This window comes from Arthrobacter sp. UC242_113, from assembly GCF_044054585.1.
Lineage (GTDB): Bacteria > Actinomycetota > Actinomycetes > Actinomycetales > Micrococcaceae > Arthrobacter.
Genome location: NZ_CP171971.1, coordinates 42872 through 65564, shown reverse-complemented (window position 1 = coordinate 65564; position 22693 = coordinate 42872). Strand labels below are relative to the sequence as shown.

General features: G+C 62.0%; 26 protein-coding genes and 1 pseudogene. 15 read left to right on the top strand and 12 right to left on the bottom strand.

All coding sequences use genetic code 11. The features are described 5' to 3' along the window. The first annotated feature begins 321 nt into the window (after positions 1 to 321). Positions 322 to 735, top strand: a complete 414-nt coding sequence (locus tag ACHMXB_RS21515; protein ID WP_395405624.1) for a hypothetical protein — start codon at positions 322 to 324, stop codon at positions 733 to 735. 363 nt (positions 736 to 1098) lie between these two features. On the opposite strand, the gene ACHMXB_RS21510 is transcribed toward ACHMXB_RS21515, so the two are convergent. After that, complete coding sequence (locus tag ACHMXB_RS21510; RefSeq protein ID WP_395405622.1) at positions 1099 to 2475, bottom strand: ParB/RepB/Spo0J family partition protein; 1377 nt, start codon at positions 2473 to 2475, stop codon at positions 1099 to 1101. A gap of 617 nt (positions 2476 to 3092) precedes the next feature. On the opposite strand from ACHMXB_RS21510, the gene ACHMXB_RS21505 reads away from it, so the two are divergent. The 9 genes from ACHMXB_RS21505 to ACHMXB_RS21465 all read left to right on the top strand — a co-directional run bounded on the left by ACHMXB_RS21505 (position 3093) and on the right by ACHMXB_RS21465 (position 9863). After that, positions 3093 to 4370, top strand: a complete 1278-nt coding sequence (locus ACHMXB_RS21505; protein WP_395405620.1) for an IS110 family transposase — start codon at positions 3093 to 3095, stop codon at positions 4368 to 4370. Positions 4371 to 4768: 398 nt separating this feature from the next. Beyond that, positions 4769 to 5794 carry a DUF695 domain-containing protein gene (locus ACHMXB_RS21500; RefSeq protein ID WP_395405618.1) on the top strand — a complete coding sequence of 342 codons (1026 nt, stop codon included), beginning with the start codon at positions 4769 to 4771 and terminating at the stop codon, positions 5792 to 5794. 320 nt (positions 5795 to 6114) lie between these two features. Beyond that, positions 6115 to 6363, top strand: coding sequence for a hypothetical protein (locus ACHMXB_RS21495; protein ID WP_395405616.1), 249 nt, complete (start codon positions 6115 to 6117; stop codon positions 6361 to 6363). Positions 6364 to 6669: 306 nt separating this feature from the next. After that, on the top strand, positions 6670 to 7500 hold the full coding sequence (locus tag ACHMXB_RS21490) for a hypothetical protein (RefSeq protein WP_395405614.1): 831 nt from the start codon (positions 6670 to 6672) through the stop codon (positions 7498 to 7500). Between the two features lie 88 nt (positions 7501 to 7588). Further along, entirely contained in the window at positions 7589 to 8251 is a 663-nt protein-coding gene (locus ACHMXB_RS21485) for a helicase associated domain-containing protein (RefSeq protein ID WP_395405612.1), read from the top strand. 86 nt (positions 8252 to 8337) lie between these two features. Further along, entirely contained in the window at positions 8338 to 8640 is a 303-nt protein-coding gene (locus ACHMXB_RS21480) for a hypothetical protein (RefSeq protein WP_395405610.1), read from the top strand. A 200-nt stretch (positions 8641 to 8840) separates the two neighbouring features. Further along, entirely contained in the window at positions 8841 to 9173 is a 333-nt protein-coding gene (locus ACHMXB_RS21475) for a hypothetical protein (protein WP_395405609.1), read from the top strand. A gap of 19 nt (positions 9174 to 9192) precedes the next feature. After that, positions 9193 to 9468, top strand: coding sequence for a hypothetical protein (locus tag ACHMXB_RS21470; protein WP_395405630.1), 276 nt, complete (start codon positions 9193 to 9195; stop codon positions 9466 to 9468). A gap of 2 nt (positions 9469 to 9470) precedes the next feature. Next, positions 9471 to 9863, top strand: coding sequence for a hypothetical protein (locus ACHMXB_RS21465; RefSeq protein WP_395405607.1), 393 nt, complete (start codon positions 9471 to 9473; stop codon positions 9861 to 9863). Positions 9864 to 10054: 191 nt separating this feature from the next. On the opposite strand, the gene ACHMXB_RS21460 is transcribed toward ACHMXB_RS21465, so the two are convergent. Further along, a complete protein-coding gene (locus tag ACHMXB_RS21460) occupies positions 10055 to 10549 on the bottom strand; it encodes a hypothetical protein (protein ID WP_395405605.1) in 495 nt (164 codons plus the stop codon). Positions 10550 to 11831: 1282 nt separating this feature from the next. Between ACHMXB_RS21460 and ACHMXB_RS21455 the strand changes: the two are divergent. After that, a pseudogene (locus tag ACHMXB_RS21455) lies at positions 11832 to 12180 on the top strand (recombinase family protein); the annotation flags it as partial. A 140-nt stretch (positions 12181 to 12320) separates the two neighbouring features. Here the strand turns inward: ACHMXB_RS21455 and ACHMXB_RS21450 are convergent. The 4 genes from ACHMXB_RS21450 to ACHMXB_RS21435 all read right to left on the bottom strand — a co-directional run bounded on the left by ACHMXB_RS21450 (position 12321) and on the right by ACHMXB_RS21435 (position 13957). Then, positions 12321 to 12578 carry a hypothetical protein gene (locus tag ACHMXB_RS21450; protein WP_395405604.1) on the bottom strand — a complete coding sequence of 86 codons (258 nt, stop codon included), beginning with the start codon at positions 12576 to 12578 and terminating at the stop codon, positions 12321 to 12323. Then, the gene (locus tag ACHMXB_RS21445; protein WP_395405602.1) at positions 12571 to 12834 is read right to left on the bottom strand and encodes a hypothetical protein; all 264 of its coding nucleotides are present in this window, start codon (positions 12832 to 12834) and stop codon (positions 12571 to 12573) included. Before ACHMXB_RS21445 ends, ACHMXB_RS21450 begins: the two co-directional genes overlap by 8 nt. A 124-nt stretch (positions 12835 to 12958) precedes the next feature. Further along, positions 12959 to 13483, bottom strand: coding sequence for a single-stranded DNA-binding protein (locus tag ACHMXB_RS21440; RefSeq protein WP_395405600.1), 525 nt, complete (start codon positions 13481 to 13483; stop codon positions 12959 to 12961). Between the two features lie 210 nt (positions 13484 to 13693). Then, on the bottom strand, positions 13694 to 13957 hold the full coding sequence (locus ACHMXB_RS21435; protein WP_395405598.1) for a glutaredoxin family protein: 264 nt from the start codon (positions 13955 to 13957) through the stop codon (positions 13694 to 13696). Positions 13958 to 14322: 365 nt separating this feature from the next. On the opposite strand from ACHMXB_RS21435, the gene ACHMXB_RS21430 reads away from it, so the two are divergent. Then, the gene (locus tag ACHMXB_RS21430) at positions 14323 to 15336 is read left to right on the top strand and encodes an ATP-dependent DNA ligase (RefSeq protein ID WP_395405628.1); all 1014 of its coding nucleotides are present in this window, start codon (positions 14323 to 14325) and stop codon (positions 15334 to 15336) included. A 124-nt stretch (positions 15337 to 15460) separates the two neighbouring features. Next, on the top strand, positions 15461 to 16045 hold the full coding sequence (locus tag ACHMXB_RS21425; RefSeq protein ID WP_395405596.1) for a hypothetical protein: 585 nt from the start codon (positions 15461 to 15463) through the stop codon (positions 16043 to 16045). A gap of 210 nt (positions 16046 to 16255) precedes the next feature. On the opposite strand, the gene ACHMXB_RS21420 is transcribed toward ACHMXB_RS21425, so the two are convergent. Genes ACHMXB_RS21420 through ACHMXB_RS21410 form a run of 3 tightly spaced genes read right to left on the bottom strand, consistent with a single transcriptional unit; the run spans position 16256 to position 17714 of the window. Next, positions 16256 to 16543, bottom strand: coding sequence for a hypothetical protein (locus ACHMXB_RS21420; protein ID WP_395405594.1), 288 nt, complete (start codon positions 16541 to 16543; stop codon positions 16256 to 16258). Beyond that, complete coding sequence (locus tag ACHMXB_RS21415; RefSeq protein WP_395405592.1) at positions 16540 to 16767, bottom strand: hypothetical protein; 228 nt, start codon at positions 16765 to 16767, stop codon at positions 16540 to 16542. The genes ACHMXB_RS21420 and ACHMXB_RS21415 overlap by 4 nt, the downstream gene beginning before the upstream one ends. 47 nt (positions 16768 to 16814) lie before the next feature. Beyond that, positions 16815 to 17714, bottom strand: a complete 900-nt coding sequence (locus tag ACHMXB_RS21410; RefSeq protein WP_395405590.1) for a hypothetical protein — start codon at positions 17712 to 17714, stop codon at positions 16815 to 16817. Between the two features lie 430 nt (positions 17715 to 18144). On the opposite strand from ACHMXB_RS21410, the gene ACHMXB_RS21405 reads away from it, so the two are divergent. Together ACHMXB_RS21405 and ACHMXB_RS21400 are read left to right on the top strand one after the other, a co-directional pair. Continuing rightward, entirely contained in the window at positions 18145 to 18408 is a 264-nt protein-coding gene (locus ACHMXB_RS21405; protein WP_395405588.1) for a helix-turn-helix domain-containing protein, read from the top strand. Continuing rightward, entirely contained in the window at positions 18299 to 18655 is a 357-nt protein-coding gene (locus ACHMXB_RS21400; RefSeq protein WP_395405644.1) for a hypothetical protein, read from the top strand. Before ACHMXB_RS21405 ends, ACHMXB_RS21400 begins: the two co-directional genes overlap by 110 nt. Before the next feature lie 188 nt (positions 18656 to 18843). On the opposite strand, the gene ACHMXB_RS21395 is transcribed toward ACHMXB_RS21400, so the two are convergent. From ACHMXB_RS21395 to ACHMXB_RS21385, 3 genes are all read right to left on the bottom strand, one after another. Then, positions 18844 to 19140, bottom strand: coding sequence for a hypothetical protein (locus ACHMXB_RS21395; RefSeq protein WP_395405587.1), 297 nt, complete (start codon positions 19138 to 19140; stop codon positions 18844 to 18846). A 20-nt stretch (positions 19141 to 19160) separates the two neighbouring features. Continuing rightward, complete coding sequence (locus ACHMXB_RS21390; RefSeq protein WP_395405585.1) at positions 19161 to 19793, bottom strand: division plane positioning ATPase MipZ; 633 nt, start codon at positions 19791 to 19793, stop codon at positions 19161 to 19163. 1008 nt (positions 19794 to 20801) lie between these two features. Next, positions 20802 to 22640: a hypothetical protein gene (locus tag ACHMXB_RS21385; protein WP_395405583.1), complete on the bottom strand. Its 1839-nt coding sequence runs from the start codon at positions 22638 to 22640 to the stop codon at positions 20802 to 20804. Between the last annotated feature and the right edge of the window lie 53 nt (positions 22641 to 22693).

Below are 22693 nucleotides of genomic sequence, written 5' to 3'. Positions count from 1 at the left end.
GGAGCAGGGCGGGAGACGGTAGGATCGGGCCATCAAGTCTTTGATGCGGTTCTGCACATGAGAATGGGCGGTGGGTAACGCGCTTTTTGTTATCCACGGTGCGTTCGATTGTGTGGAACCGTCGCCCCCGGGTTATCCACGGGTGGGCAGCGGAGAGACCATCGTTTTCTCGGAGCTGTCCACGTGGGGGTAACCCGGGGCATGACCAGCCCGAGCGCAAGCGAGGACCGTTGCGGCGCACGCCGCCGGCCGTGGGCCTGGGACCGGTCGAATGGCCGTAGTTTCAGGCCCGCGGCTTACCCAAGGGGAGGGACCCACATCATGGCAGCACCACGTAAATCAGCGCAGCAGCTGGCGGCCCGGGAGAAGGCCAGGGCCGCCGCTGCGGCGTTGACGGAACGTCACGAGAAACTGATTGATCTGGCGGCGGAATTTTTCGAGCAGCAGGAACAGGCGGACTTCATCCGCACTGACGCGAGGCAGAAAGCCGACGCGCTGCTGGCGAAGGCTGAGGCGGATGCCGAGAGCGCCGTCCTGGGTGCCGCGGAAAAGGTCCGGGCGATGCTGGATGCCGGTGAAGGAAAAGCCGCTGTTGCCGCACGGCTGGGGTTGAGCGGCGCCGAGGTGAAGCGGATGGCCGACCTCGTCGCCCAGGCCGCCGCGGCCGCCACGGAACCAGCCGCAGAACCGGCCGAAGAACCCGCTGCAGACGAGGCTAAGGAACAGGCCGCCTAGCAACGGAGCCCGGTGTTTCACGAAGTGCACCGTGGGTATTTAGACAGAAGAGGACCGGCCCTGATGGGCCGGCCCTCTTCTGTTCCTCGGCAAAGGAACTAACAGGATTCAGCTTAGCCGAACCGGTGGCGCGCACGGCTGCAGGCAGTGGGGTGTGTCCCCTCTCCCTGGCGGCGCGGCACATGGGTGTGGATCCCGCGTGGTCGCGTGAACGGCGGTCCGCCGCTGGTGAGTGGGCACACTGGTTCGCACGGGGCGGCGGACCGCCCGATTTTTGAAAGGCGACTGGCCCGACTCTGGTGATTGGCGGGGGTGAGTGGCCGGGCGGGGAATGGGGGATACCCGCCCGGCACTCGTCCTACCTTAGTCGCTCGTTTCGGTACCTTCCTCGGTGTCGGTATCGGTGGTGTTGTCAGTGCCGCTGTCGAGAATAATCTGCTCAGTTTCGCTGGCGGTGTATCCCCACGCGACGAGCTGGTTCAGGTAGTTCCGGTGGGTCTGGGACGGGGACCGCCATGAGTCCTTGGCGATGGTCTTCTCATACCCTGCGCACACGAGCGCGATCAGGGAGAACTCGGCCCGGGTGCTGGTTTTGGCGACGTGGTCCCGCAACGGGTTCCACGCCCACCGGTCGCTCTCTTCGAACTTCGCGCCCACCATCTCAGCGGCCACTTTGCCGTCGTAACCGCTGGCGGTTTCGGGATGGTGGGTGATCGCGTGGACCGTGAAGTACTGCCAGCCCTTCGGGGCCTGCTTCCTGGCCAACAGGGACTTCACAAAGTCCCGGCGTACCGTGGTGGCCGAGAGCATGGCCTTATTGTTCTCGATCAGCGTTTTCCGCTCCGCCTTCTGCTCGTCCGTCATCGGGCCTTTCTGCCCGGCCGTGCCGCCGTCGTAGCGTTCGTACTTCGGGGTGAAGCCCAGGTCCTTCCAGCCCGTGATGACGGGGTGAGCGCGGTGCTGGCCCCGGTAGTCGGTGGTGATCAGACAGGCGTTGGCGTCCTCGTCGCTGGCCGGTTCCCCATCGGGCCTCTTGGCGGCCGTGACGTAGAGGTTGTCATCGTCGCCGTAGTGCCCGGCGTCCTCGACGATGGTCTTGCCCTGTGCGATCAGTTCCTCGCGGAGCGTTGCGAGGGCGGCGGCGCTTTCGCGCCGGTCGCGCAGCAGCTGGGCGACGTGCAACAGCTGGCCGGGTTCGTCCATGATGACTGACTCCAGCTCTTCGGTGGCGCCCTCGTCCCCTTCGAACTCGGCCATGATCAGCGCTTCCTCGATGGACCAGCCCTTGCCCAAGGCGGTCGCTCCGGCCTCGGATGCCTTGGCTCTCAGGGCGCCCTCGACGAGGGTCTTGGTTCGTCCGGTCTTTTTCGCGATCGCCGATGCCGGGACGCCGATCAGGGACAGCTGGTGGTAGGCCTCGGCTTCGTCCGCTTCGGTCAGCTCCGCGCGTTGGATGTTCTCCACCACCTGCGTCACGATCCGTTCGGCCTCATCCGGGCTATCGGTGACCATGACCGGGATGAGGGGCCGTGCCGCTTCCAGGGCTCCACGGGTGCGGCGCTGGCCCATCAGCACGTGTACCGTGCCGTCGTCCTTGCGGTGGGCGATCACCGGTTCCAGCACCCCGTGTTCGGCGATGCTGGCGACGAACTCCTTCGTCAGTGCGGCGTCCTTGCGGACGTTGGTGTCCACGGTCAGGGTGGCCGGGTCGAGCCATTCGAGGACGGGTGTTGCGTTCATTGGGTGTTGCTCCTTCTTTGCCGAGAAGTGGGGTGGGAGGGGCGGCCAAGGTGACCGGCCAGCTCCCCTCTCCCCCCGACGCTTCTATGTCTGTCAAGCGGGTGGAAACGGATGCGGGCCAAGACCCAGTTGTCTTGCCGGGGGCGGCTTAGGTGACCGGCCAGCTTCCCCTCTCCCCCCGTTGTTTTGGCTGCTGGCGGAGCTTGCGGAGCTGTGGCCGACGGAGGCCTGTCTACCCTTGGGCAAGGGGCGGGAAATTCCCGGAGGAATTCAGCGACGAAGGAGCGCCGCAGGGGAATTCGTGCGCCGCAGGCCCCGACGAAGGAGGGGCTAGACGGGCTGGAGCGGACACGTACAATCCGTCAGGACAGCAGCCAAAACGGTAATACTGGAACAGTCCTTGAGCCGGCGTGACCCAGCCAAAAACTGACGTACCAGGCGGCACTGTCTTCCCGACGATCTGTCCGCCGGCTCAAGGTCCGTTAGAAGGGGTGTCGAGCCAGGCGGACATGACCTCATAGGAGCCTGATACGACCAGTCCCATTACCGTTTTGTCTGCCCACCTGGCCCGCGCCCGATCAATCAGCATTCGACGCGACTGAGGGGCAATTTCCATCTTGGCAAACGAACCAACAAAAGTCATCGCGGGTATCGACACCCACGCCGACACACACCACGTAGCCGTGATCAACGAACACGGCAAACCCCTCGCTGACAAGGAATTCCTGGCCGTGGGCTCCGGATACCGCAAAATCATCGACTTCGTCACCTCCTATGGCGCAGTCATAGCCATTGGTGTCGAAGGAACAGGCTCCTACGGCGCCGAACTCGCCAGAATCCTGCGGGGTGAAGGGCTGACCGTTCTGGAGGTAAACCGCCCGAACCGCGCCGCGCGGCGGCTCAAGGGGAAATCTGACCCGCTGGATGCCTACCAGGCTGCCAAGTCGGTGCTCGAGGGACGTACCAAGGCGATCCCGAAGGCCAAGGACGGGCCCGTTGAATGCCTGCGGATCGTACGTTCCGGGCGCACATCAGCCATCAAAGCCCGGACCGCGGCGATCAACCAGATCAAGGCGCTCCTCGTATCCGCGCCGGACAAAATCCGGGCGAAATACAGGGCAATGGCCACCTCCGCGCTGATTCCTGCCCTGCAGCGCACGAGACCTTCAGGCCATATGGCTGACCCCGAGTACGTGACCCTGCTGACGCTCAAGGCCTTGGCCGCACGCTGTCAGGCGCTGGCAATAGAAATCGAGGCTGCTGACGCGGCGCTCAAGGAAATCCTCGATAGCTATGCTCCGATGCTTTGTGATCTGCCGGGAGTCGGGACCGAAGTGGCCAGCCAGCTGTTGATCACTTTCGGGGACAATCCGGACCGTCTGGGGAACGAAGCCCAGTTCGCTTCGCTCGTCGGGGTCGCCCCGGTACCAGCGTCATCTGGCAAAACAACCCGGCACCGGCTCAGTAGGGGCGGCGACCGCAGCGCCAATAACGCCTTGCATCAGGTAGTCCTAGTCCGCATGAGCTCGTGCCAACGGACCAAGGATTATGTGGCCAGACGTACTTCCGAGGGCAAGAGCAAACGCGAAATCATGCGCTGCCTCAAACGCTACGCAGCCCGGGAAATCTACCGCCAGATCACCAACCCCCAGCCGGCACCAGACAACTCCGACCTCCGCCAAATCCGCACGGCACTCGGTTGCACCATCACCACCGTCGCCCGCGAACTCGGCCAATGGACCTCTAAAATTTCCCTTCTGGAGCGCGGCCTCATCCGCAACGACGACCTTGCGAAGACTTATCGCCACTGGCTGACTGAACAAACAGCCCAAATCACCGATGAGACAAGGCTGCAAGCGGGGACTCAGTCTCCACCGGGTTCCCTGGCCTGCTGATGGTCATTGCCAGAATCGAGACGCACATATCTGCGGCGTAGACCGCGAAACCATCTGGCCGCAAAGGCCACTGCCCCATCACCGAGCCAAGTAAGCAGGGCGCCCAGGGCGGACGGCAGGTCGTTCATGGCACCCTCCTCAAGGTCCCCTCCTTTCTTACACGGATCTTCCTTAGCATAGGGGGACTCTTGTGCGGGGAAGGGGCCTGGCGGAAACCCAAGGAAACGCGACTTTTTCCTAGGCAGGAACTGACAGTCTCTGGCTGTCTGGCCGATGTAGGTCCGCGGATCCGGTCCAGACGGCCGGTCCCGGCCAACCAGTCCACCAGGGATCTGCCGGAACCCATGGCCGCGGCGAGCTGCCACTTTTATCTGTGGCCGGTACGGCAGGAGGCAACAATGAGTATTCAATGGCGGAACGACACGGTTCAAACCCGCGCGATGTCCTCGTTCTGGCGGTGGTGGTCAGCAGACGGTGTCAGGCTCCTCAGTGCCGCCGTCACGACAGGCGACTACGGTGACCTCCCGGACACGGTCGATGCCATGGTCAATGCGATCGGCCCGGGGCTCAGCTGGGAGACCGCACCGGGGGACCGTGCACGGCACCAGTTCTGCCTGTCAGGCAACGGGGACCCCGGGCTGCGGGTCCTGGCCGAACGGTGGCGGCGGAGCGCTCCCCCGCCCACACCGATATGGGAATACACTGCAGCCAGACAGCGGCAACCCGGCATGCTCGCCGTCACCATCGAAGCCGCCGGCAAAACAATCAATCTTTCCCGGAGCCGGGTCTCAGTGACCCTTGACGAGGACCGGGCACGGGCCAACGTCAGCTTCCACCACCCGGCCTTCACCGTACTAACCCCTGGCCACCGGCACCAGGTCTCCTGCCTCCTGCTGGACTGGCTACTCGGAGAAGACAATGTCCAACGATGGATCGGCACCATCAACGCCGCCGAGACCGAACCCTCGGACAGTCTCCCGGCAACAGACCTGCCCGACATCATCGAGGCCATGACCGCCCGACACATGCACATTGGCTGGACACTAAAGGACGCCGGATCCTCCAAGGGACCACGCACCATCATCAGAGCCCTGCATCCGCTACGGTGGATCGACCACCCCCTGCTGGACCTGCACACGGCCGTCCAGATCGGTTACCCGCAGACCCGGCCGGACGGACTACCCGATTACGACGAAGCGATAGACCTGCACCGGGTCGAAGAGACCCTGACAGCAGCCCTCGGAGCCCGAGGCCTGCTCGTCGCTACCAAGACATCAAATGGTCGACGCATCCTGCACTACTACACCGACTCCGAAGACCAGAACGGCCGGGACATCATCGACCGCTTCGCGCGCACCCGACCCCACGTCGAAGTGACCCACACCCACGACCCCGGATGGACCATGATCAGCCCATTCACCTAAAAAGCAGGACACGCACGCCGCTCCCTCCACCACTCATCCCCACGCGACCGCGCAAGACCGGACTCTCTTCTCGGTGCGCCCTGCTTCGGACCGGACATGCCAGCCAAGTTCACGATGTATCAGCATGTCCGCCTGACTACTCCGACAAGGGCACATTGGTCGCCGGCTCCACTGCGCAAGTCCGTTTGGGGAAGGTCTGCCTACCGCCGCCGGAAAGTTATACCGTTAGTTGCACGGGGAATAATTTCTCGGGCCAAGCAGCGGCCCATTCCAGCAGTCCCCGCCCCTGGCAAGGGAAACACCAAGGAGACCCTGTCCTGATGAACGGGTTCCAGCAGCAGTCAGCGCAGGCGGCTTACCTGCTTTCGGGGCTGGACTCGTTGCATGCGTGGCTCGCCTACTACGCGACCGGCGGCCAACTCAGCGAAACGGACATCGATGCTTATCTACACGGGATATGGACACTTCCCGTTTTGCAACGCGACCTGCTTGCCTCAGCGCTAAATGAATACCTTAGTACCCAGAGCCTTCCAGAACTCGCGTCCTATTCGGATTCTTCCAGCGAGTAATTTGCGGGACGCACGCATAAACAGCACGTAAGTTGGGTACTCACACCTTAGGTCAGCGCGCGCTGCGAAAACTGACAAATAGGTCACCACGCCAAGCCCCTCTCAACAAGGCTGCAGGTCGATTTGACGCCTATAGGAGCATCGTCGTAGACACAAAGGGCCAGGGATGGCCGGAGCTCTGCGACGGACAGCACTGGACCCAACAGCCGGCCACGGAGCCTGCGGAGTGGACGCCCGCATCGGGTGCGAGCTCTGCGAGCATGCACTTATGTCACGGCAGTGGAAAGGTGCCGTTAAGGTCTAGAGGTGTCTAAATCATCACCAGAAAATCCCGTCGCCTTCACCATGGGCTGGGGCGCCACAGTGCTGGGCCTATTCGGCGGTATCAGTTTGTTCTTGCCGGGTCCCTTCAAGGACTTCATGTTGGCTCATCCGTTATGGGCTTGGGCCGGGCTAATGCTTCTCCTGATCGTCTACCGCCAAATTGTGGCCTGGAATTTGCGCAGTTCGGAAGACCGGCAGTCCAAGCTCTGGGGAAGGAAGGTAACGGCACTCTCGAACCACTGGAGCCGCGAGGAGATCAGACTCGCTGCCGAGTTTAAGAAGAAGGAATCCGAGCTCTTCAGGATCAACCGTGAGAAGGACGATTCTCTGTTGAACGAGCGGTTGGAGAGCATGAAAATGAACGGCGGTTTCCACACCTATTTAGCGGAGGGCGTGGATCATAGGAACCTTAGTTATTCATTCATCGTCCAACTCGAAGAGCAGCTCACGAAGTGGCGCCGGGATTGGAGAGAGTTTTTCGATCCCGAGGTTGCAAGGGCTTGGGAAAGGTTCACGGCTGCCGCCGCGGCCTATCAGTCCAAGGTCAGCGAGTACATGTGGACAAAGGACATCGGCGATAACCTGCACGTACCGCCGGAGTGGAAAGACTCCGACCATGAGCAGTATCGGACCGCGTTCCAGGAGCTAGAGATGTGCAGGACTGCCCTGTACGTCGCCTTGAATGAGCTACATAGGATTCAGCATGCTAAGGGAATCACCGCTCCGTTGCAGGCCTCGGATACGTCAGCAACGCCGGCCGGAATGGCCCGCAATAATCTCATAGACCCGCCTCCCGTGCCCAAGCCAATGTAATGCGCGGTAGGCAACGGGAGGGCTTCTTACTCCTGTCTGACGCGTCAAGCTTCAGTCGTTCAGCCGGGCTCAATGGCAGGATGGTGCCGTGACCAGGTACGGTTCGGTTCCGAACGCGGAGTGGGTGCTGATGTACCGGGGCGGGCTGACCCGCGCCCGGATCGCCACACTGACCCGCGCGCCCGCCCAAACAGTGGGATACCACCTGTCCGCGGCCGTTAATGCGGATCCGGCCCTGCAGGCCGCCCACGACGAAGCCGCCGCAAAGGCACCACTCCGAGTGGGCCAGCAAGGACTGGCGCGGATGCGCGAACTCGTGGTCATGGTCCAGGAAACGGGCCGCTACCCTTCCCGCACCGCGAAGGATGCGGCCGAGCGGACGCTGGCGTCCTGGCTGGACAGGCGCCGCAACGACGCCGTGGCAGGGACACTGGCGCCTGCGTACCGGGACGGGCTGGCCGTCCTGCCCGACTGGCAGCGGCCCCCGCGGGCCGTGACCGACGAGGCCCGATGGCAGGACAGGCTCACAGCCCTGGCGGAGTACCGTGCGGCCGGGCATGACTGGCCCCTGCACCAAACCTCCGTGACCGGCGCGGAACACGACCTCGGAGTCTGGCTCCATTCCCAGCGCCAAAAGGCCCGCCGCGGCGAACTCGAGCCGGCAAGGACCGCGGCGCTGGATACGGCGGTGCCGGGCTGGCGCGCTGGCCGGCCGCGCGGCCGCAAACCCCGAAACAGCACCGCCAGCTAAGGCCACCGCAACCGCCTGAAAAGGGCCGCAGCGCCGGAGCGTTGATAGTCTGGCTGTCCGCACTCACGTGCAGAAAGGACACCGGGATGGGCCTCAGACGTCTCTTTCAGCGCAAGGCCGCTGCCCCCGGGCCGGCCGTCACTTCACAGGCACCCGAGACCGCCCAGGAAATGTCACCGTCCAGTGGGCGGGCGCCCCTGTCAGAAGAGCAGGCCGAAGATTTGCGTGATGCATGGGCCGAGCTCAGCGAGGCCGCCCAGCAGTCGAAAGTGCTCAACTTCCACGCCTGCTCACGGACCGGACATCCCTGGACCGAGGACCCGGCCAGCGTCCGGGCCCTGACCGCAATCCTCCGAGACCTCCCCAAGGACGGCCAGCAGACCACCTGACGGGGTGGACGGGTTGTGCCCACTGGGGGCAGGTGGAGCCCTCCGCACAGCTCAAAGCTGTCCCCATTGGCGTGCAACCCGTTCAGTGTCAGACCCCTCCCCCATCATGAACCTGGGCGGGATCATGCCTCAGATGCAGTACGGCATGGTCCCGCCTTTTACTGGCGTGTCGATTCGAATATGTGTTCTAAGGTTATGGTATGCATCCCGAGCAAGCTGCTGCACTGCAGGCGCAGTACGCCCGGCGCGCCGGCCCGATAGGGCTCACTGCCGAGGAACTCGATTTCGAGCACTTCCCCGCCCAGCACACCTACCCCGGGATCCCAGTGAAGGCGTGGATCCGGTTCCCGAACTGCGCGGAACTGGTGGACGGGGAGGTGTTCGCCTGGACAGCGAAGGCGGCCGAAGTGACATGGCAGGACGGGCCGGTGGCGTACCGGACCTGGGTGTGGAGCTCGGCCGTGACCCGCCGGAACGATTGGAACAAGAAGAATTTGGGAGAACGGACCAACCGTGACAGCAACAGTAAGTGAAACCACCCTCAACGTGCCGGTGCAGGTGCGCTTCACCGCCAAAGGCATGCCCCTGGCGGTCCGGCACGACGGGCGGGTGTGGGCGGTCGCCGCGCAACCGGTGCACTGGTTCAGCAGGGATTCCTGGTGGGACACCCGCCGCACAGCGCCGGTCGGGGTCGGAAACGTCGTAGACGTCGAACATTGGAGGGTCCAGGTGCGCCTTGGCAGTTCGATATCGGCGCTGCGGACCTTCGAACTGCGGCGAGAGCCACTGTCCGAGCAGTGGTTCCTGACCTCCATCACCGATAACTAAGGGTGAGTGGCTTCTCCGGCCCGGTCTCGGACGAGATGTGGACGGCACTGCGGAGCGAGTTCGGCCTGCCGCCCCTGGAACAGGTACAGGCCCGACTGAGCGGCCTGGCGGACCCGGAGCCGATACTGCAGAGCCTCGCCAGGGTATTCATCGACGACGGGACGTTCTGCCCAGGCTTCCAGTTCCGGCCCGACGGGCACCTCGATGCTCGCGTCACCGCCCTGTTCCAGACGGCGCTAAAGGCCAAAGTCCCCCATAACTACTTCACCCTATGGATAATGACCCCGATCCGGATACTCTCCGGAGCCCGGCCAGTGGACTGCTTGGACGAGACAGGCCTGCTCGTTCGGTTCCTGCCGGCCGCTGCCGCGCCTGCTCGTGCAGGCGCGCGGTGACCGTACCGAGAAGGGTTTCTTCGTGCCGTTCCGGGGGCACCTTCGGGGCACAGCCGCAGGTGGCATCCAACCTGAATAACTGAAGTCGGGCCCTGTCTACATGGCCCGACTTCAGTTATCAGTGATGGATATTACGACCAGCAGACCGCCGCGTCAGGCCCCCTCGGGCGAACGCTGACCGCTGGAAGCAGTCATGCAACCCCTCGGTTGCGCCGGGAGATTCTGAGAGTAGCTTCTGCAGAAGTCATTGCCTCGAAGTCCCTGTCCACGTCCGCGCGGAATTCCTCCACCAAATTCCTGCCGTGGTCCCGAAGATAAGCGACCGTCTGGGAACCGTTCAGTTTCTTGACTTCAGGATGCTGTTCCTTGAGCAGGCGCTTCGAGGGGACCATCTTCACGTGTCCCTGCTGAACGGTCTGTTCTTCCTGCAGCGTTTCCGTGGCTTTGCGGTTGTAAAACGAACGGCTGGCCATAAGCAGATTCCCTCGGGTCCACTCCACAGGGATCAGCACAAGCTGCTTTCCGTCCGCGTAGGGCAGGGTCACTTCCTGTGCGGTCCAGGCAATCGCCCGCGTGTCCCAGATGCGGACCGTTCTGCGCACAGCTCCCGCCGCGAGCGAGGGATAGGCCTGCATCATTTCCTGGGTGTACTGGATCAACTCGCCGAAAATGACGCGGGTCGTCATGTCAGAGGTTAGGTCCTTGCCGACGCCCGACACAAAGAGTGCGAGGTCCTCGAGCCGGGAAAGTGCAGCGCTTCTGCAGACGGGAGTCTGCAGCTCGTCCCAAAGAAGTTGGCCCATTTCGGGCCCAAAACCCTTACCGCGGCTTCCTTCTGCAGTCAGCCCCAGACGCGTTTCATTGGGTTCGTGAAGATCCTGGAGCAGTCGGAGTCCCCGCCGAAGTTCTGCCGGGGAGGAACTGTCCCGACACCGGAGGACTTCAGTGAAGAAGGAGTGGAGGCACTCCCGGGCCCTTACGGCTCGGGGGTGGCTGCTGTTACGGATGGCACTCGGGTCGAGGACCAGAGGATTGTCCGTGTCGATGTAGACATCGAGGAACGGAAGTGGGACGGGCAGGCCAAAGGCCGCAGATACAGGAATCAAGGGTTGCCTCAACTCTTTCTGGGGACGCATCCCCATGGATCGGTGCATCCGAGACTGGTGTCCGGCGCATGGTTTTGGACACAAATGTGTGTCCGAAGACCAGATCCGATGTAGAGTTGATGCATATTCGCCCGCTAAAACGAATACATCAGCCCCGCTCGGACTACTCTTTCGTCGAAAAAAGAGATGTCTCCAGAGCGGGGTTTTTCGTGTCCCAACTCTTACTTAACACTCTACAGCATGTCGGGGGCCACCTTGCGGAAACATGGCCTGAATAGCCCCTGCTTTGCCCCACAAGGCCCTATCGCTGCCTGTGGGTAGAAACTACCCCTCCGCGCGGAGAGAGTGGCTTAGAGGGGCCTCGAGAGCCCTAAGAAGGCAGCTTCAGGCGCTTGACAAATGGGAGTGAACATGGTCACAGCCGATTCGGACGACATACTTACATCCTTGTTATTCCGGGGTTTTTGAGCCTTTACCACTCCATTTCGGGACGCGCTTACGGACGGCAAAGCGTCTGGTCCGCGAGTTTCCCATGCAAACCGGAAGCCGCTGCCCGCATGGCCCAGCATCCTGGTTTGCCTGTGGATAACTCGGGAAAGGAAATTTTTCCGAGAACCACCTCTTTGACGGAAATCCGTCAAAATACTGTCAACTCCCTCATCCTCTGGGAGAGAGTTGGCACGTCTGCATCCTTGGCGTGGCACGAGGCCCCCATGTGTGGGCGTTGCAGACATAGTCGACGATCTCTCCGGACAAGATCATGTTTAATTCGCCTGGTTGATCGTTCAGTGGTACGACGAACCCACTCCGATGGGTCATACTTTCGCCCCTTTGTATCGATCTGGGTGATGTCGAGGCGTTCGGTCTGAAAGTCCTGACCGGTCAAGGGTGCGGCCATCGACACCACCACTGCCTCCGGCAAACTCGTCTTCGGGATCTTCGCCGCCCTGGCCGAGTTCGAGCGTGAGCTGATCTCCGAACGCACTATCGCCGGGCTCGCCTCCGCACGCGCCCGCGGCCGGAAAGGTGGACGTCCCTACAAGATGACTCCGGCGAAACTCCGGCTCGCCATGGCATCCATGGGCAAGCCCGGCACCAAGGTAAGCGACCTCTGCACCGAGCTCGGGATCACCCGCCAAACCCTCTACCGTCACGTCTCCCCCACCGGTGAGCTCCGGCCTGACGGCGAGAAGCTCCTGAAACGGAAATAGGAACAGGACAGGACGTTCCTTGCTTTCCGGTGCGGACTGGCGCGACACGCGTTGGAATGGCGCGGGGGCCTATAGGGCCGGGTCCGGTGTCCCCGTTACTGGCGTCCGATCGTAGGCCGCATCGGCCACTAGGTCATGGCTTAGCCGTCCTCATTCCGGTGCTGCAGTTCGTCGCGTTTCCGGCGCCCTGGCCGGAGCTCCCCGGCGGGAACGCCTGGCCATTTCTTGCCGCCGTTGTACTTGCGCTGCAGCCGCTTTAGTTCCCTCAAGGTGGCTCCCTCGATGAGGTCGGTAATCGACGCGTACCCCTCGAGGTGACCGACGGCTTTGACGGCCGCGCGGATCTGCTCTGCGTCGGTTTCCGTGAAGTACGGAGAGAGGGACTTCTTCTTACTCACTGGGCGGTTTCGATTCCGAGTGGATCGCGAAAGCCCGCTTGTAGATCTCCACTTCGGATAGCTTTCCACCGGTTAATTCGCGCACCAATTTGGCGGTCGCCAGGTATTTCCGGAAGTCACGTGCATCCAGCCACTTCTCGACAAGCCAGACCAGCATCAACAAGATGAGCAGCGCGACCGTGAAAATAGGCATGAGGGCCAGGATTCTGTCTCCCATGCCTTCCAAGTCTGGCGGTCCTGCGTTCATTGCGATCATCGATAGCTTCCTTCTCTGTTTTCCGTCGTACGGTCAAGATGCGACTGCGGTGCCTGGTGTGGGGTCCTGTTTTGGAGATGTCGGGGCCCAGCGTATTGGCCGGCCCCGACGTTGAGGGAATTGTTTAGAACGGGGGTTCGGAGTCCGTGCCGTTGCCCCAGCCGCCGGCGCTGCTGGTTTGAGGAGTGGCCCACGGGTCGTCCTGGGGGAAGGACTGGCCGGGCTGGCTGCCCGCGCCCTGGCTGCCGAAGCCGGCGGCTGTTCCCTGTCCTGCCTGGTTGCTGCGCTGGGTGCGGTTGACTTTGGCGTTGGCGTACCGGAGGGAGGGGCCGATTTCGTCTACTTCGAGTTCGATCACGGTACGCTTCTCGCCTTCCTTGGTCTCGTAGGAGCGGGACTTGAGCCTGCCGGAGACGATGACGCGGGTGCCCTTGGTGAGGGATTCGGCGACGTTCTCGGCGGCTTCGCGCCAGACGGAGGCCCGGAGGAAGAGGGTTTCGCCGTCCTTCCATTCGTTGGCCTGCCGGTCGAAGGTCCTGGGGGTTGAGGCGACGGTGAAGTTGGCCACGGCGGATCCTGATGGGGTGAAGCGGAGTTCGGGGTCGTTGGTGAGGTTTCCAATGATGGTGATGGTGGTTTCGCCTGACATGGTGACTGCCTTTCCTGTGGAATGGTGCGCTGTCTGGATGGTGTCTGGTTCGGTGTAGTGCCATGGGGCCGCGGGGGTCCGGGAGCACCTGGTAGTGGTCGGTGACGGGGACATTGATGGTGCCGGCAGGGTTGGCATGGAGGCCAAACCATGCCTCGTCGTCGGTGTACTGACGGGGGCTGATGGTGAAGTCGCCCGGCGTGGGGGTGTTCATGCCCGTACCCGGTTCATGTGCGCCTGGACGAGCTTGTCCCTGCGGAGGCCGGCCCAGTGGTCCTGGTCATCGGAGTTGTTCACGACGACGGGCGCCTGGGTGTAGCCGAGCTCTTCGGTGATGTAGGCCAGCGCGGCGGGCACTTCGGTGATGTCTACGGCCGTGTAGGTGATGCCCTTGGAGTCGAAGTACTCCTTGGTCTTATCGCACTGGGAGCACTGGGGCTTGGTGTAGACGGTGTAATCGGTTGAAGCAGTCATTTTGAGTCCTCGGTTTCGTATCACTTTGGTTAGGTTCGTCTAGCTGAACTGCTACCTCTATTCTAACGTTTATTAAACTGAAAAAACAGGGGTTTTGCTACGTATTCTAGCGGTTTTCTGACTACAAATTTTTCCGTGAATTGGGCGCCCTTTTGGTGAGTCCGTCAGCTGCCGGCGAATAGCCACCGCATCCTTGGTCCTCGGAATAGAGCCTTCGGTAAAAGCCAGTGGAAGCGTTCTGGTGACATTCTTGCCCTGGGAGTCCTTGCCCTCGATTCCATTCGTCCTGGGCCCATGCTTTTCTTGGCGGCGGGGACGCCCCCCGCTACCGTGAGCTTCCGTGTAGGGACTACGCTGTGCCCACGATGGTTGAGGGTGTGCCGCTGGCCCTGCATCCTCCTGTGGAGCTCGCTCTGGCGAAGGCTGTGGAGTCGATCCCGGGTGTCGACGCCCTGCCCGGCGGGAGTGTCTATGAGATGAAATGGGACGGCTTTAGGATGGCGTGCCTGGTTGAGCCGGACGGGGTGTCCTCATGGTCGAGGCAAGGCAAGAACATCGGGAGGTACTTCCCGGACCTCGTACAGGCCGTCGCGGACCAGGTTCCGCCGGGTTGCGTTGTCGATGGTGAAGCGGTCCTCTGGTCCGGGGACCGGCTGGACTTCGAAGCGCTGCAGCAGCGCATGGTGACAGCCCGGGCGGCGCTGCCTGCGCTGGTGCGGGAGCGACCTGCTTCCTTCGTGGCGTTCGATGTATTGGCCGTGGCCGGTCACGACACCCGGTCGCTGCCGTTCATGGAACGGCGGGCACTGCTCGAGGAGCTGGCCCGTGCGTGGACGCCGCCGTTGCAGCTCTCTCCAGTGACAAGGGACCGGACCGTGGCGGAAACCTGGTTCGAGGAGATGCCCGCCACCGGAGTGGAAGGCCTCATCGTCAAGGGCGCCGGCCAGACCTATGACCCCCAAAGGATCTGGTTGAAGGTTAAGAATCGTTCCTCTATTGACGTAGTTTGCGGCGCCGTCGTTGGCCCGATCACCCAGCCCAGGGCGGTGGTTGTCGGTCTTCCGATGCAAGGGCGATTGAGGATTGTTGGCCGCTCCGCTCCCCTATCGGCCCGGATCGGCCGGGATCTGGCCAGGCATCTGAGCCCGCCACAGGAGGGGCATCCATGGCCGGAGGAAATCAGCGAAAGGGTCCTGGACAGGTTCACGGGGAACAGCGGTCCGCTGCGCCTGACTCTCGTGGAGCCGCTGGTCGTGGAAGTCTCAGCCGACGTGGCCTGGTCCGGACGCGCTTTTCGACATTCGGTGCGACTGCTGAGGGCACGCCCGGAGCTTGCCCCGGATGACATTTCGTCCCCCTTTGACAGCCAACAACAGTAGCCAGGAACAGACCGGTCATTAGGGCAATGTGGCTTCGGCAGCTACCTCATGGCGTACCGGGAGGTCTTGATCGGCGTGTGGCATGCTTCCAGCCACGGACGATCAGGAAGGAACACCCCGAGCTATGGATGACTCGCAGGTCTGGGAGAAGCTTCGCGCGGCCCACGCTGCTTATATGGCGGCTACCTCGCCGGCTTACGACGAGGTGCTCAATGAAGTCGCTGAGCGGATTCGCGCGGAAGGAAGCATTGGCAAGACCGATATCGGCGCCTTGCTGTTCTGGAAGCGACTCCGTGCGGATACGCCCTGGGTCAGCGAGCTGATGACCTGGCCAGAAGGAAGAGTGCGGGAGGTGACGAATGGTGCAGTGACTGCCGTGAACGAGGGATCGCTGTCCGTGCCTGACGCGGCTGCTGCCGGCAGGGGCGCGCTGTCGCCGTTGCCTGGCTTCGATACAGGAGACGCCTTCGCGTCAGCCCTTCTTCTAGCAGCGGCGCCAAGCCGGATGGCGGTGTACGACCGACGTGCCCAGACCGGCTTGGAGGCGTTGGGTTGTACTCTGTCCCCGGCGCGCGGCAGGTACGGACGCTACATGGCGTTGGTAGAAGAACTGCGGCTGTTGGCACATCGGAACGGGCACGCTTGGCTGGCGAGAGATGTCGACGTCGCGCTCTACTGGCTCGGCGGCCCGAACCAGCAGCCCGCATAGACCGAGGCCCAGGAAGCGCCCGTAGGGGGCAACACACCGCCGGCGTTTTCTGTGGAGGATACCGGCCGCGGTTTCTGGGGTTTCGAGACGTCAGGGGCTCGTTCTCAGCTGAGTTGCTCTCCGCTGCAGGTCCAGCGGCCACCGCGTGCGCGTGAATGCCGCTCACCGATTACCGAGACCCAGAACCGGTGCTAGCAAAGCGAACAGTCGTCAGTCGATTCGCCTCTGAAACGAAACCATGACCAGGGCTGACGCGACATAGCGTGTGACTTGGACATTCTCATGACCAATGACCCCGATGGGTCGTCGTTCCGTGAACGGCACGGGAGTGACCGTATGCGACGCAGGCTCCGCCGTCCACAGCTGGTCGCCGGCCTCATGGAACACGGTCACTAGGTCTTTGAGGTTCTTATCCAAGCGCTGGGCGAGCTGCCTGACCGAATCCTCGACGGTGGGCTGCGGATCACTCACGACATACACAGTTTCAACGTGACTCAATTTTTCTTCCTTCTCAGCAGCCGTGGGCGCCTGATACCGAAAAGGCTTCCGAGGTAGATCAGAACCGCCCAGTTCACTAATCCAGTGGCAAAGGAAACGGCGGCATCGCCCAGAAATGACACGTTCGCTCCTGTCACCGCCTTCCCTATTGCCTGCCCGGTCAGGAGCAGGTAAATCGCCGCGCAAGCCCAGCCCGAGAGTGCCAGGATCAGCCCGATCATCATTCGCCTCATCACCACCCCCTCTGTTCGCATCTTTCGTCGGGCGCCAGCTATGGGTTCGCGCCTTGTCCTTCTCCTGCTGATCGCGGACGAGAAGGTCTGCGTTCCCTTGCCTGCGCTTCACGGGCTTGAGCTATTTCATTGCGCAGTTGGTCGATTTGTCGGTCGTAGGTGTCGTGAAGGTCCTTGACGCGCTGCTCCCCGTGGGAGCGTTCGAGCTCCACGTTTGCTCGGGCGGCGTCGCGCTCGGCTGTCAGCGTTGCCACGTTGCCGCGGAGGCCCGCAGCGTCCTCACGGGCCCGGTCCAGGCTGTCCCGGGCAGTTGCGAGCTGGCCTTGGATTTCCTCCAGCGCGGCCTCGGCCCGGGTGGCGCGCTCCGCCTCTGCCTGGGCGCGGCTTTCGGCTGCGCCGGCGCGTCGTTCTGCCTCGGCACGGGCGTGCTCCTCGGCCTCCGCCCGTTTCGCCACTGCATCACGTTCCTGCTGGAGCTGCCGCACCTGTCCTCGTGCGGACTCAAGGTCGGCCCGCAGTTCCGCGGCTACAGCCTGGGCCTTCTCCCGGTCGGCCGCGGCGTCCGCCTGAACCTGGGAGAGCTCCGAAGCAAGCTGTTCCCCACTTTGGCGTGCGGCCTCCAGTTCGGCTTGGATGACGGCTAGCTCCTCGGCCAGCTCTTCGCTCTTCCGTGTTGATTCTTCGGCTGCGGCGTCCGCCTCGTCCTTGTCGGCTTCGGCCCGGCGCTGTGCCTGCTCTGCGCGGGTGGCCCGCGCATTCGCGCCTGCGACCTGTTCGGCGGCCTCGCTTGCCACCGACTCGATCTGGGCCTCGGCGGCTTCCGGATCCCCGACGGTCCGCAGCTCGTCGACGAGCGTCGTCAGCTGCTGTCCGAGGTGCTCGATCATCCCGGTCACCTGCCCGGCAATCTCGCTGGCCCGCTGGCGTGCAGCATCCACAGGGCGGGTGTCAGCAGCGTGCACCGTCTCGCTAAGCCTCTGCCGTGCCCGCCAGGCCGCAGCCCGGTTGTGAGAGGGATCGTCACAGTACTCCGGAGGTCGGCCGGTACCACCCTCCGACGGCATGGCGGGGCGTTGGCAGCCGGGGTACCGGCATGTACGGTCCTCGACGAGATTCTCGATCATTCCGCCATACTATCGTATTTCGTTTTGATACGAAATACGTAATGTAACGGAATACGAAAAACGGAAGACGAAACAAAAGATGATTTCCCGGATCTGGAGCTGTTGTTCGCGATCTTGAATGCCACGGATTTGGCGGCGCTTTTTGGCACTCCACGACCCATGCTCGGATTATGGGCGCGATCGCGCGGAAGCCGGGTCTGCGCACGTTGGCTGGAGTTGAGCGAGGACCAAGCGGCGCCGAGCCATGACGCGCTGGGAAGTATTGGCCCCGCACTTGCATGAGGGCGTGCCCGTCGCCCGCGCGGCTGCCGCCGCCGGTGTGCCGTTACGGACAGCGCGGCGATGGCTCTCGGCCTACCGGGCCAGGGGCCTTGAAGGCCTGGCGCCACGCTGTGAACTTGACCGCGCCGTCGTCGTTGCAGACCGCGCTGGCGTTCCGACAGGCGATCCGGCGCAAGACCGCCCCTACCTGGCACGCCTGCGGCATCCCCGGCATCTTGTACTCTGACCACGGCTCGGACTTCACCAGCCGCCATCTGGAACAGGTCTGTGCCGACCTGCACATTCAGCTCGTCCACCCCACTCCGGGGATGCCCCGCGGTCGGGGCAAGATCGAACGGTTTTTTGGCAGCGTGAACGTGCTGTTCCTGCCGGGGCTGCCCGGCCATCTGGTCCGAGGCGTAGCCGCCTCGCCGCCGAAGCTGACCCTGGCCGAGCTCGACGCCGCGCTGGGCACTTTCATCGTCAACGACTAACACAGGAACCGGGTCCGCACCCAGCCAAGGACAATGGTCATGAGCTGGCCGATGGCACACGCGAGCCTGCTGCAGTTCCCGCCGGCCCAGGTTTCCCGGAAACCCTAATATCAAATTGCTATCAAATAGCTATCAAACTGGATTATCCGAGTCTGATTCGTTCTGCCCTCACCTCAGACCAGCAATTTTCACTGGTAGCCTTCGCGCACGCGCTCGAGCCCAATCCTCAAAGCCCTCAAGGCCATTGGGTGCTTTTTTCGCCCTTCCAAGCTCGCCACCTCGGCAAGCAGATCAACCAGTTCGCGATCTTCGTCGAACCGTAGCAACATCGTCCGCGGATTGGTCTTATCCCTGGCATCTCCTAGCTGCGGAGTTACGCTGGGACGCGCCAAGGCCGCCTTCGCCACACTAACCGCCGGTGGGGCCAACAACGGCTCTGCGCCATTGCCAAACGCCTCAATGGCTTCCTCCCGTGCCCTGTCCACGGGGCGCTTTCTGATCGCCACTAGTCCATCAGCTCCGCTACCAGCCCGCGAATCTCGCCGGCCGCCTTAGGATTCTTCCACTCGACAACACCGAGCCCCTCCCCCACGACGTCGCGATATGCCTTCCGCTCGTACAACACAGTCCTGAGTGGCTCAATGCTCGGGAAGTCGGAAAGGTATTCACGGGCATCCGCACTCTCAGACTCAAAGGCGTTCGTCGACACCCTGGTAAGTGCACCGCGAACACGCAAGTCCGGGTTGAAATCCCTAGCCGTTTCTATCAGCCGGTCCACCGTTTCCAGGGTGTCCAAGTCGAACTGGCTGGACTGAGTAAGAACGAGTAATTGATGTGCGGCCGTCATGGCGGTACGCATTTCTTTGCTGTCCTTGCCGGCCACGTCAACCAACACCACGTCATAACTGTCGTTAAGCTCTCGCAGGGTTTCGTGAAGGCTGCCGAGCTTCTCGACAACGAAGATGCGCGGCTGATGCCCTGCCTCTTCTCGGTCCCCCGCCCATCGCGCCGTAGACCGTTGCCGATCGCCGTCCACCACGGCAACGCGAAGTCCACGCTTCGCAAGTTCTACGGCGGCATTGGTAACGACAGTGGACTTGCCGACTCCGCCCTTTTCGCTTCCAACAACAATGATCATGACTGTCACTCTAGGGGGGCTATCAATATTAAAGCGCTAGCGACACGCTACTGGTTTGATATCACTTGCAAAGAGCTAGTGAGTTGGTATCAAATCCTGCGGTCATCACTGCAGGTTGGCTGGCAAGCTTCCCGGACCAGAGCTAGCAAAGGCTAGTCATTTGATATCAGTATCAAACTGATATCAAATGGAGAGAGTTTGTACTTTTCAGCCCAACTCGATCGAGGCTTCCGCTCTATGGTGCCGGTCATGGAAAGTATCCGATTACTAGCAATGCGCTACTAGTTTGATATCAGTTTCAATTTCAAACTGCTATCAAATCGATATCAAGCCGTGGCTATCGGTTCCAACTTTGCGGTTGCGCAACGCACTTTTCAACCTGATGCCACGAAGTCTTTCCGCTTGCGGTCAGGACAAAAGATATCAAATCACTAGCATAGTGCTACTGGTTTGAAACCAATTTCAAACCAGTAGCAAATTACTATCATAACGCCACCATGCTTTCAGGGACTGGCAGCAGTCAAGTGAAGCTCCTCCGCAATTGCTGGCGTCAACATCCGAAAACCAATAGGGCGCCCTAACGGTAACCGCCCGGGAGACTTACCGGATCTGCAAATCCATAGACGGCTACCAACTAGGAGAGTTTCGAAACGTTCTCCTGAAGACACCCAAATTGGATCGACACCAGTCAAGACCATCCTGGGGGACTGCATCATCTGACATCCTCGTCACGGCTTCTACCTAACATCACTAGCAACACGCTATCAATTTGATATCGCTCGCAGGACGCAATTAGAAAGTGGAGTGCAAAGCCAGCCCAGCTTTCTGCCCCTTCGGTATGCCGTCCCAGTACACGGGCCGCCCTCCGCGGCATCACTCGCTCATTCGAGAGGCCTATGTCTAAGGAATACCCGGTCCGAACACGTCCAAAGCACCTTCGACAAACTTTCAGCGACCATGACGTTCCCGTTAATTCGACAACGAAGAGGCTCGGCTTCCCTAGCCTTCCTACGCAGCCGCCCACAATGGGTAATCGTCGTCGGTAGGTGGCAGCCAATATTCGTCCCTCTCGGCGTCGTACATATCGTCCTCGGCGATGGCTCCTGGCGTTAGGTGCCGGTCGAGCCATGCGTGCCATGCTGCGCGTTCTTTACGGTTCCTGCTGATGTGCGCTTGGACGTCGTCCATGACACCGAGGCGAATGGCGAGGCGGGTGAGGCTGGTGGTTGCGCTGATTTTCCATTGCCGGCCGTCTCGGCGGATCATGCCGAGGCTTGCCATATCTGCCAAGGCGTTGTCTATGGCATTGCGGCTGATGCCTGTGGCGCGGATGATTTCGGCTGTGGTGGGGGAGTGCCGGCCGCGTTCGATGACCTCATAGGCAAGTGCTGCGGGATCTCCGAGGGTGCGAAAGACGGGCCGTATGCCATGGATTTTGCCTTTGCGCCAGGTCAGTTCGCGTGCGAGCTGTTGGAAGTGTTCGGGCAGTTGGATCACATAGACGTCCGCAGCTTTGTGCCTGGCATCTTCCATTTTGGTGAGAATGCCATCGGAGTTGGCGGCGAGGATCGGCAGGAGCCGGGCCACCGTTGCGTGGTGTTTACCGACTGCCACAGCCAGAGTGCGGCATCCTACGTCGAGGACATTCGTGTTTTTGGCCCTCATGTAGCTCAGTAATGCACGGAGCAGGAGGCGAAGGCTGTGGCCTTCTCGCCCTCGGTCTTTGAGGCGTTGGTCCAGGACCGAGTAGAGGACATTTTCCAAATCGTTTACCAGTTGGTGGATCGCAGCATTGCTGGGTTTGGGTGCCCCCCCTGTGGGTTTAGTAGGGCTTGTGTCGTTAATAAGTGCATGTCGTTCCCCTTGTCTTCTGGGGTCGCGTTCTTTTACGTAGGCTGTGGCTTTTTCCCACTCTTTGGGTAGGAGCCTGTGCTGCTTGGTGCGGGTGCCGTAGAGGGCGGCCAGTCCTGTGAACTGTCCGGTGAGCTCGTGTTCGACCTGTGACAGAGTCCAGCCGGAGCCCACGAAATGGTTCAGGACGGCAAGGCGTGCTTCGGAAGGGGAGGGGTAGCGGTTCGCGTCGAACAGGCCGGTCTGGGCAATCCTGCGCAGCGGTGATTCAGTTCCGGCCAGCAGGGGCGCAGCGGCCGGGGCCGGGTTGGGGAGTGCAGCAGCCCTGCGGAGCCGTTCTTTGAGTTCCTGTCGCCGGCGCAGTTCAGGTGCGAGTTTTCTGCGGAGCGTCTCTACGGCGGCGGCCGGGTTCCGGTGCCGCAGGATCTCGTATGCGGTCGACAATGGGGTTACCAGGACTTGGTGGCCGCCGGACTTGTGCGGGGAGCCGGGGACACGGATGCAGCCGTCACCGAGGTTTTGATGGGGCCCTGGGTCGAGGCTGGGAGCCCGAAGGGTCATGGCTTCAACTAGTTCCCGCGCAGTTGCCCCATCCATGCGCTGCTTTAGCGGTACGTACAGGTGAACACCGCCGCTGGGGGAGAAGTCTTGAACGAATCGCAGGCCGCATTCGGCCAATAGGCTTCCCAAGCCAGCGGCGTCGGAGTCAACTACGTGCTTGGCGGCCTTGGAGGTATCCAGGTCAAGGCACAGGGTCGCCACGGAACCATCGGGGCCGTGGACCATGACCGCTGCGGGCGTGTCCGGCAGAGCGTCCGTAATTCGCGGGGGAATATCTGGCCTCGGATACCCAAACCGCTGGCCACGCCAGCGGCCAACCCGATACAGGGGCTGACCGGCGATCAGCGGAGCCAGTTTCCACGCCTGCTTGGGCGTGGATTGACATGAAAAACGCGGCCGCGCCTTTGTTGACGCGGATGTGTAGGGCTGTACCATAGACAGCAGTTAGTCCTCTCCGGAGGGTACGAAAAATCCACCCACTGGGTGGG

What these genes read in the sequence shown, in the direction of transcription:
- ACHMXB_RS21390 (WP_395405585.1), bottom strand. Translation starts at nt 19,793, where the DNA reads ATGATCATTGTTGTTGGAAGCGAAAAGGGCGGAGTCGGCAAGTCCACT.
- ACHMXB_RS21425 (WP_395405596.1), top strand. Translation starts at nt 15,461, where the DNA reads ATGGATGACTCGCAGGTCTGGGAGAAGCTTCGCGCGGCCCACGCTGCT.
- ACHMXB_RS21385 (WP_395405583.1), bottom strand. Translation starts at nt 22,640, where the DNA reads ATGGTACAGCCCTACACATCCGCGTCAACAAAGGCGCGGCCGCGTTTT.
- ACHMXB_RS21435 (WP_395405598.1), bottom strand. Translation starts at nt 13,957, where the DNA reads ATGACTGCTTCAACCGATTACACCGTCTACACCAAGCCCCAGTGCTCC.
- ACHMXB_RS21500 (WP_395405618.1), top strand. Translation starts at nt 4,769, where the DNA reads ATGAGTATTCAATGGCGGAACGACACGGTTCAAACCCGCGCGATGTCC.
- ACHMXB_RS21415 (WP_395405592.1), bottom strand. Translation starts at nt 16,767, where the DNA reads ATGATGATCGGGCTGATCCTGGCACTCTCGGGCTGGGCTTGCGCGGCG.
- ACHMXB_RS21480 (WP_395405610.1), top strand. Translation starts at nt 8,338, where the DNA reads ATGGGCCTCAGACGTCTCTTTCAGCGCAAGGCCGCTGCCCCCGGGCCG.
- ACHMXB_RS21445 (WP_395405602.1), bottom strand. Translation starts at nt 12,834, where the DNA reads ATGATCGCAATGAACGCAGGACCGCCAGACTTGGAAGGCATGGGAGAC.
- ACHMXB_RS21515 (WP_395405624.1), top strand. Translation starts at nt 322, where the DNA reads ATGGCAGCACCACGTAAATCAGCGCAGCAGCTGGCGGCCCGGGAGAAG.
- ACHMXB_RS21475 (WP_395405609.1), top strand. Translation starts at nt 8,841, where the DNA reads ATGCATCCCGAGCAAGCTGCTGCACTGCAGGCGCAGTACGCCCGGCGC.
- ACHMXB_RS21510 (WP_395405622.1), bottom strand. Translation starts at nt 2,475, where the DNA reads ATGAACGCAACACCCGTCCTCGAATGGCTCGACCCGGCCACCCTGACC.
- ACHMXB_RS21495 (WP_395405616.1), top strand. Translation starts at nt 6,115, where the DNA reads ATGAACGGGTTCCAGCAGCAGTCAGCGCAGGCGGCTTACCTGCTTTCG.
- ACHMXB_RS21430 (WP_395405628.1), top strand. Translation starts at nt 14,323, where the DNA reads ATGGTTGAGGGTGTGCCGCTGGCCCTGCATCCTCCTGTGGAGCTCGCT.
- ACHMXB_RS21460 (WP_395405605.1), bottom strand. Translation starts at nt 10,549, where the DNA reads ATGACGACCCGCGTCATTTTCGGCGAGTTGATCCAGTACACCCAGGAA.
- ACHMXB_RS21440 (WP_395405600.1), bottom strand. Translation starts at nt 13,483, where the DNA reads ATGTCAGGCGAAACCACCATCACCATCATTGGAAACCTCACCAACGAC.
- ACHMXB_RS21405 (WP_395405588.1), top strand. Translation starts at nt 18,145, where the DNA reads ATGACGCGCTGGGAAGTATTGGCCCCGCACTTGCATGAGGGCGTGCCC.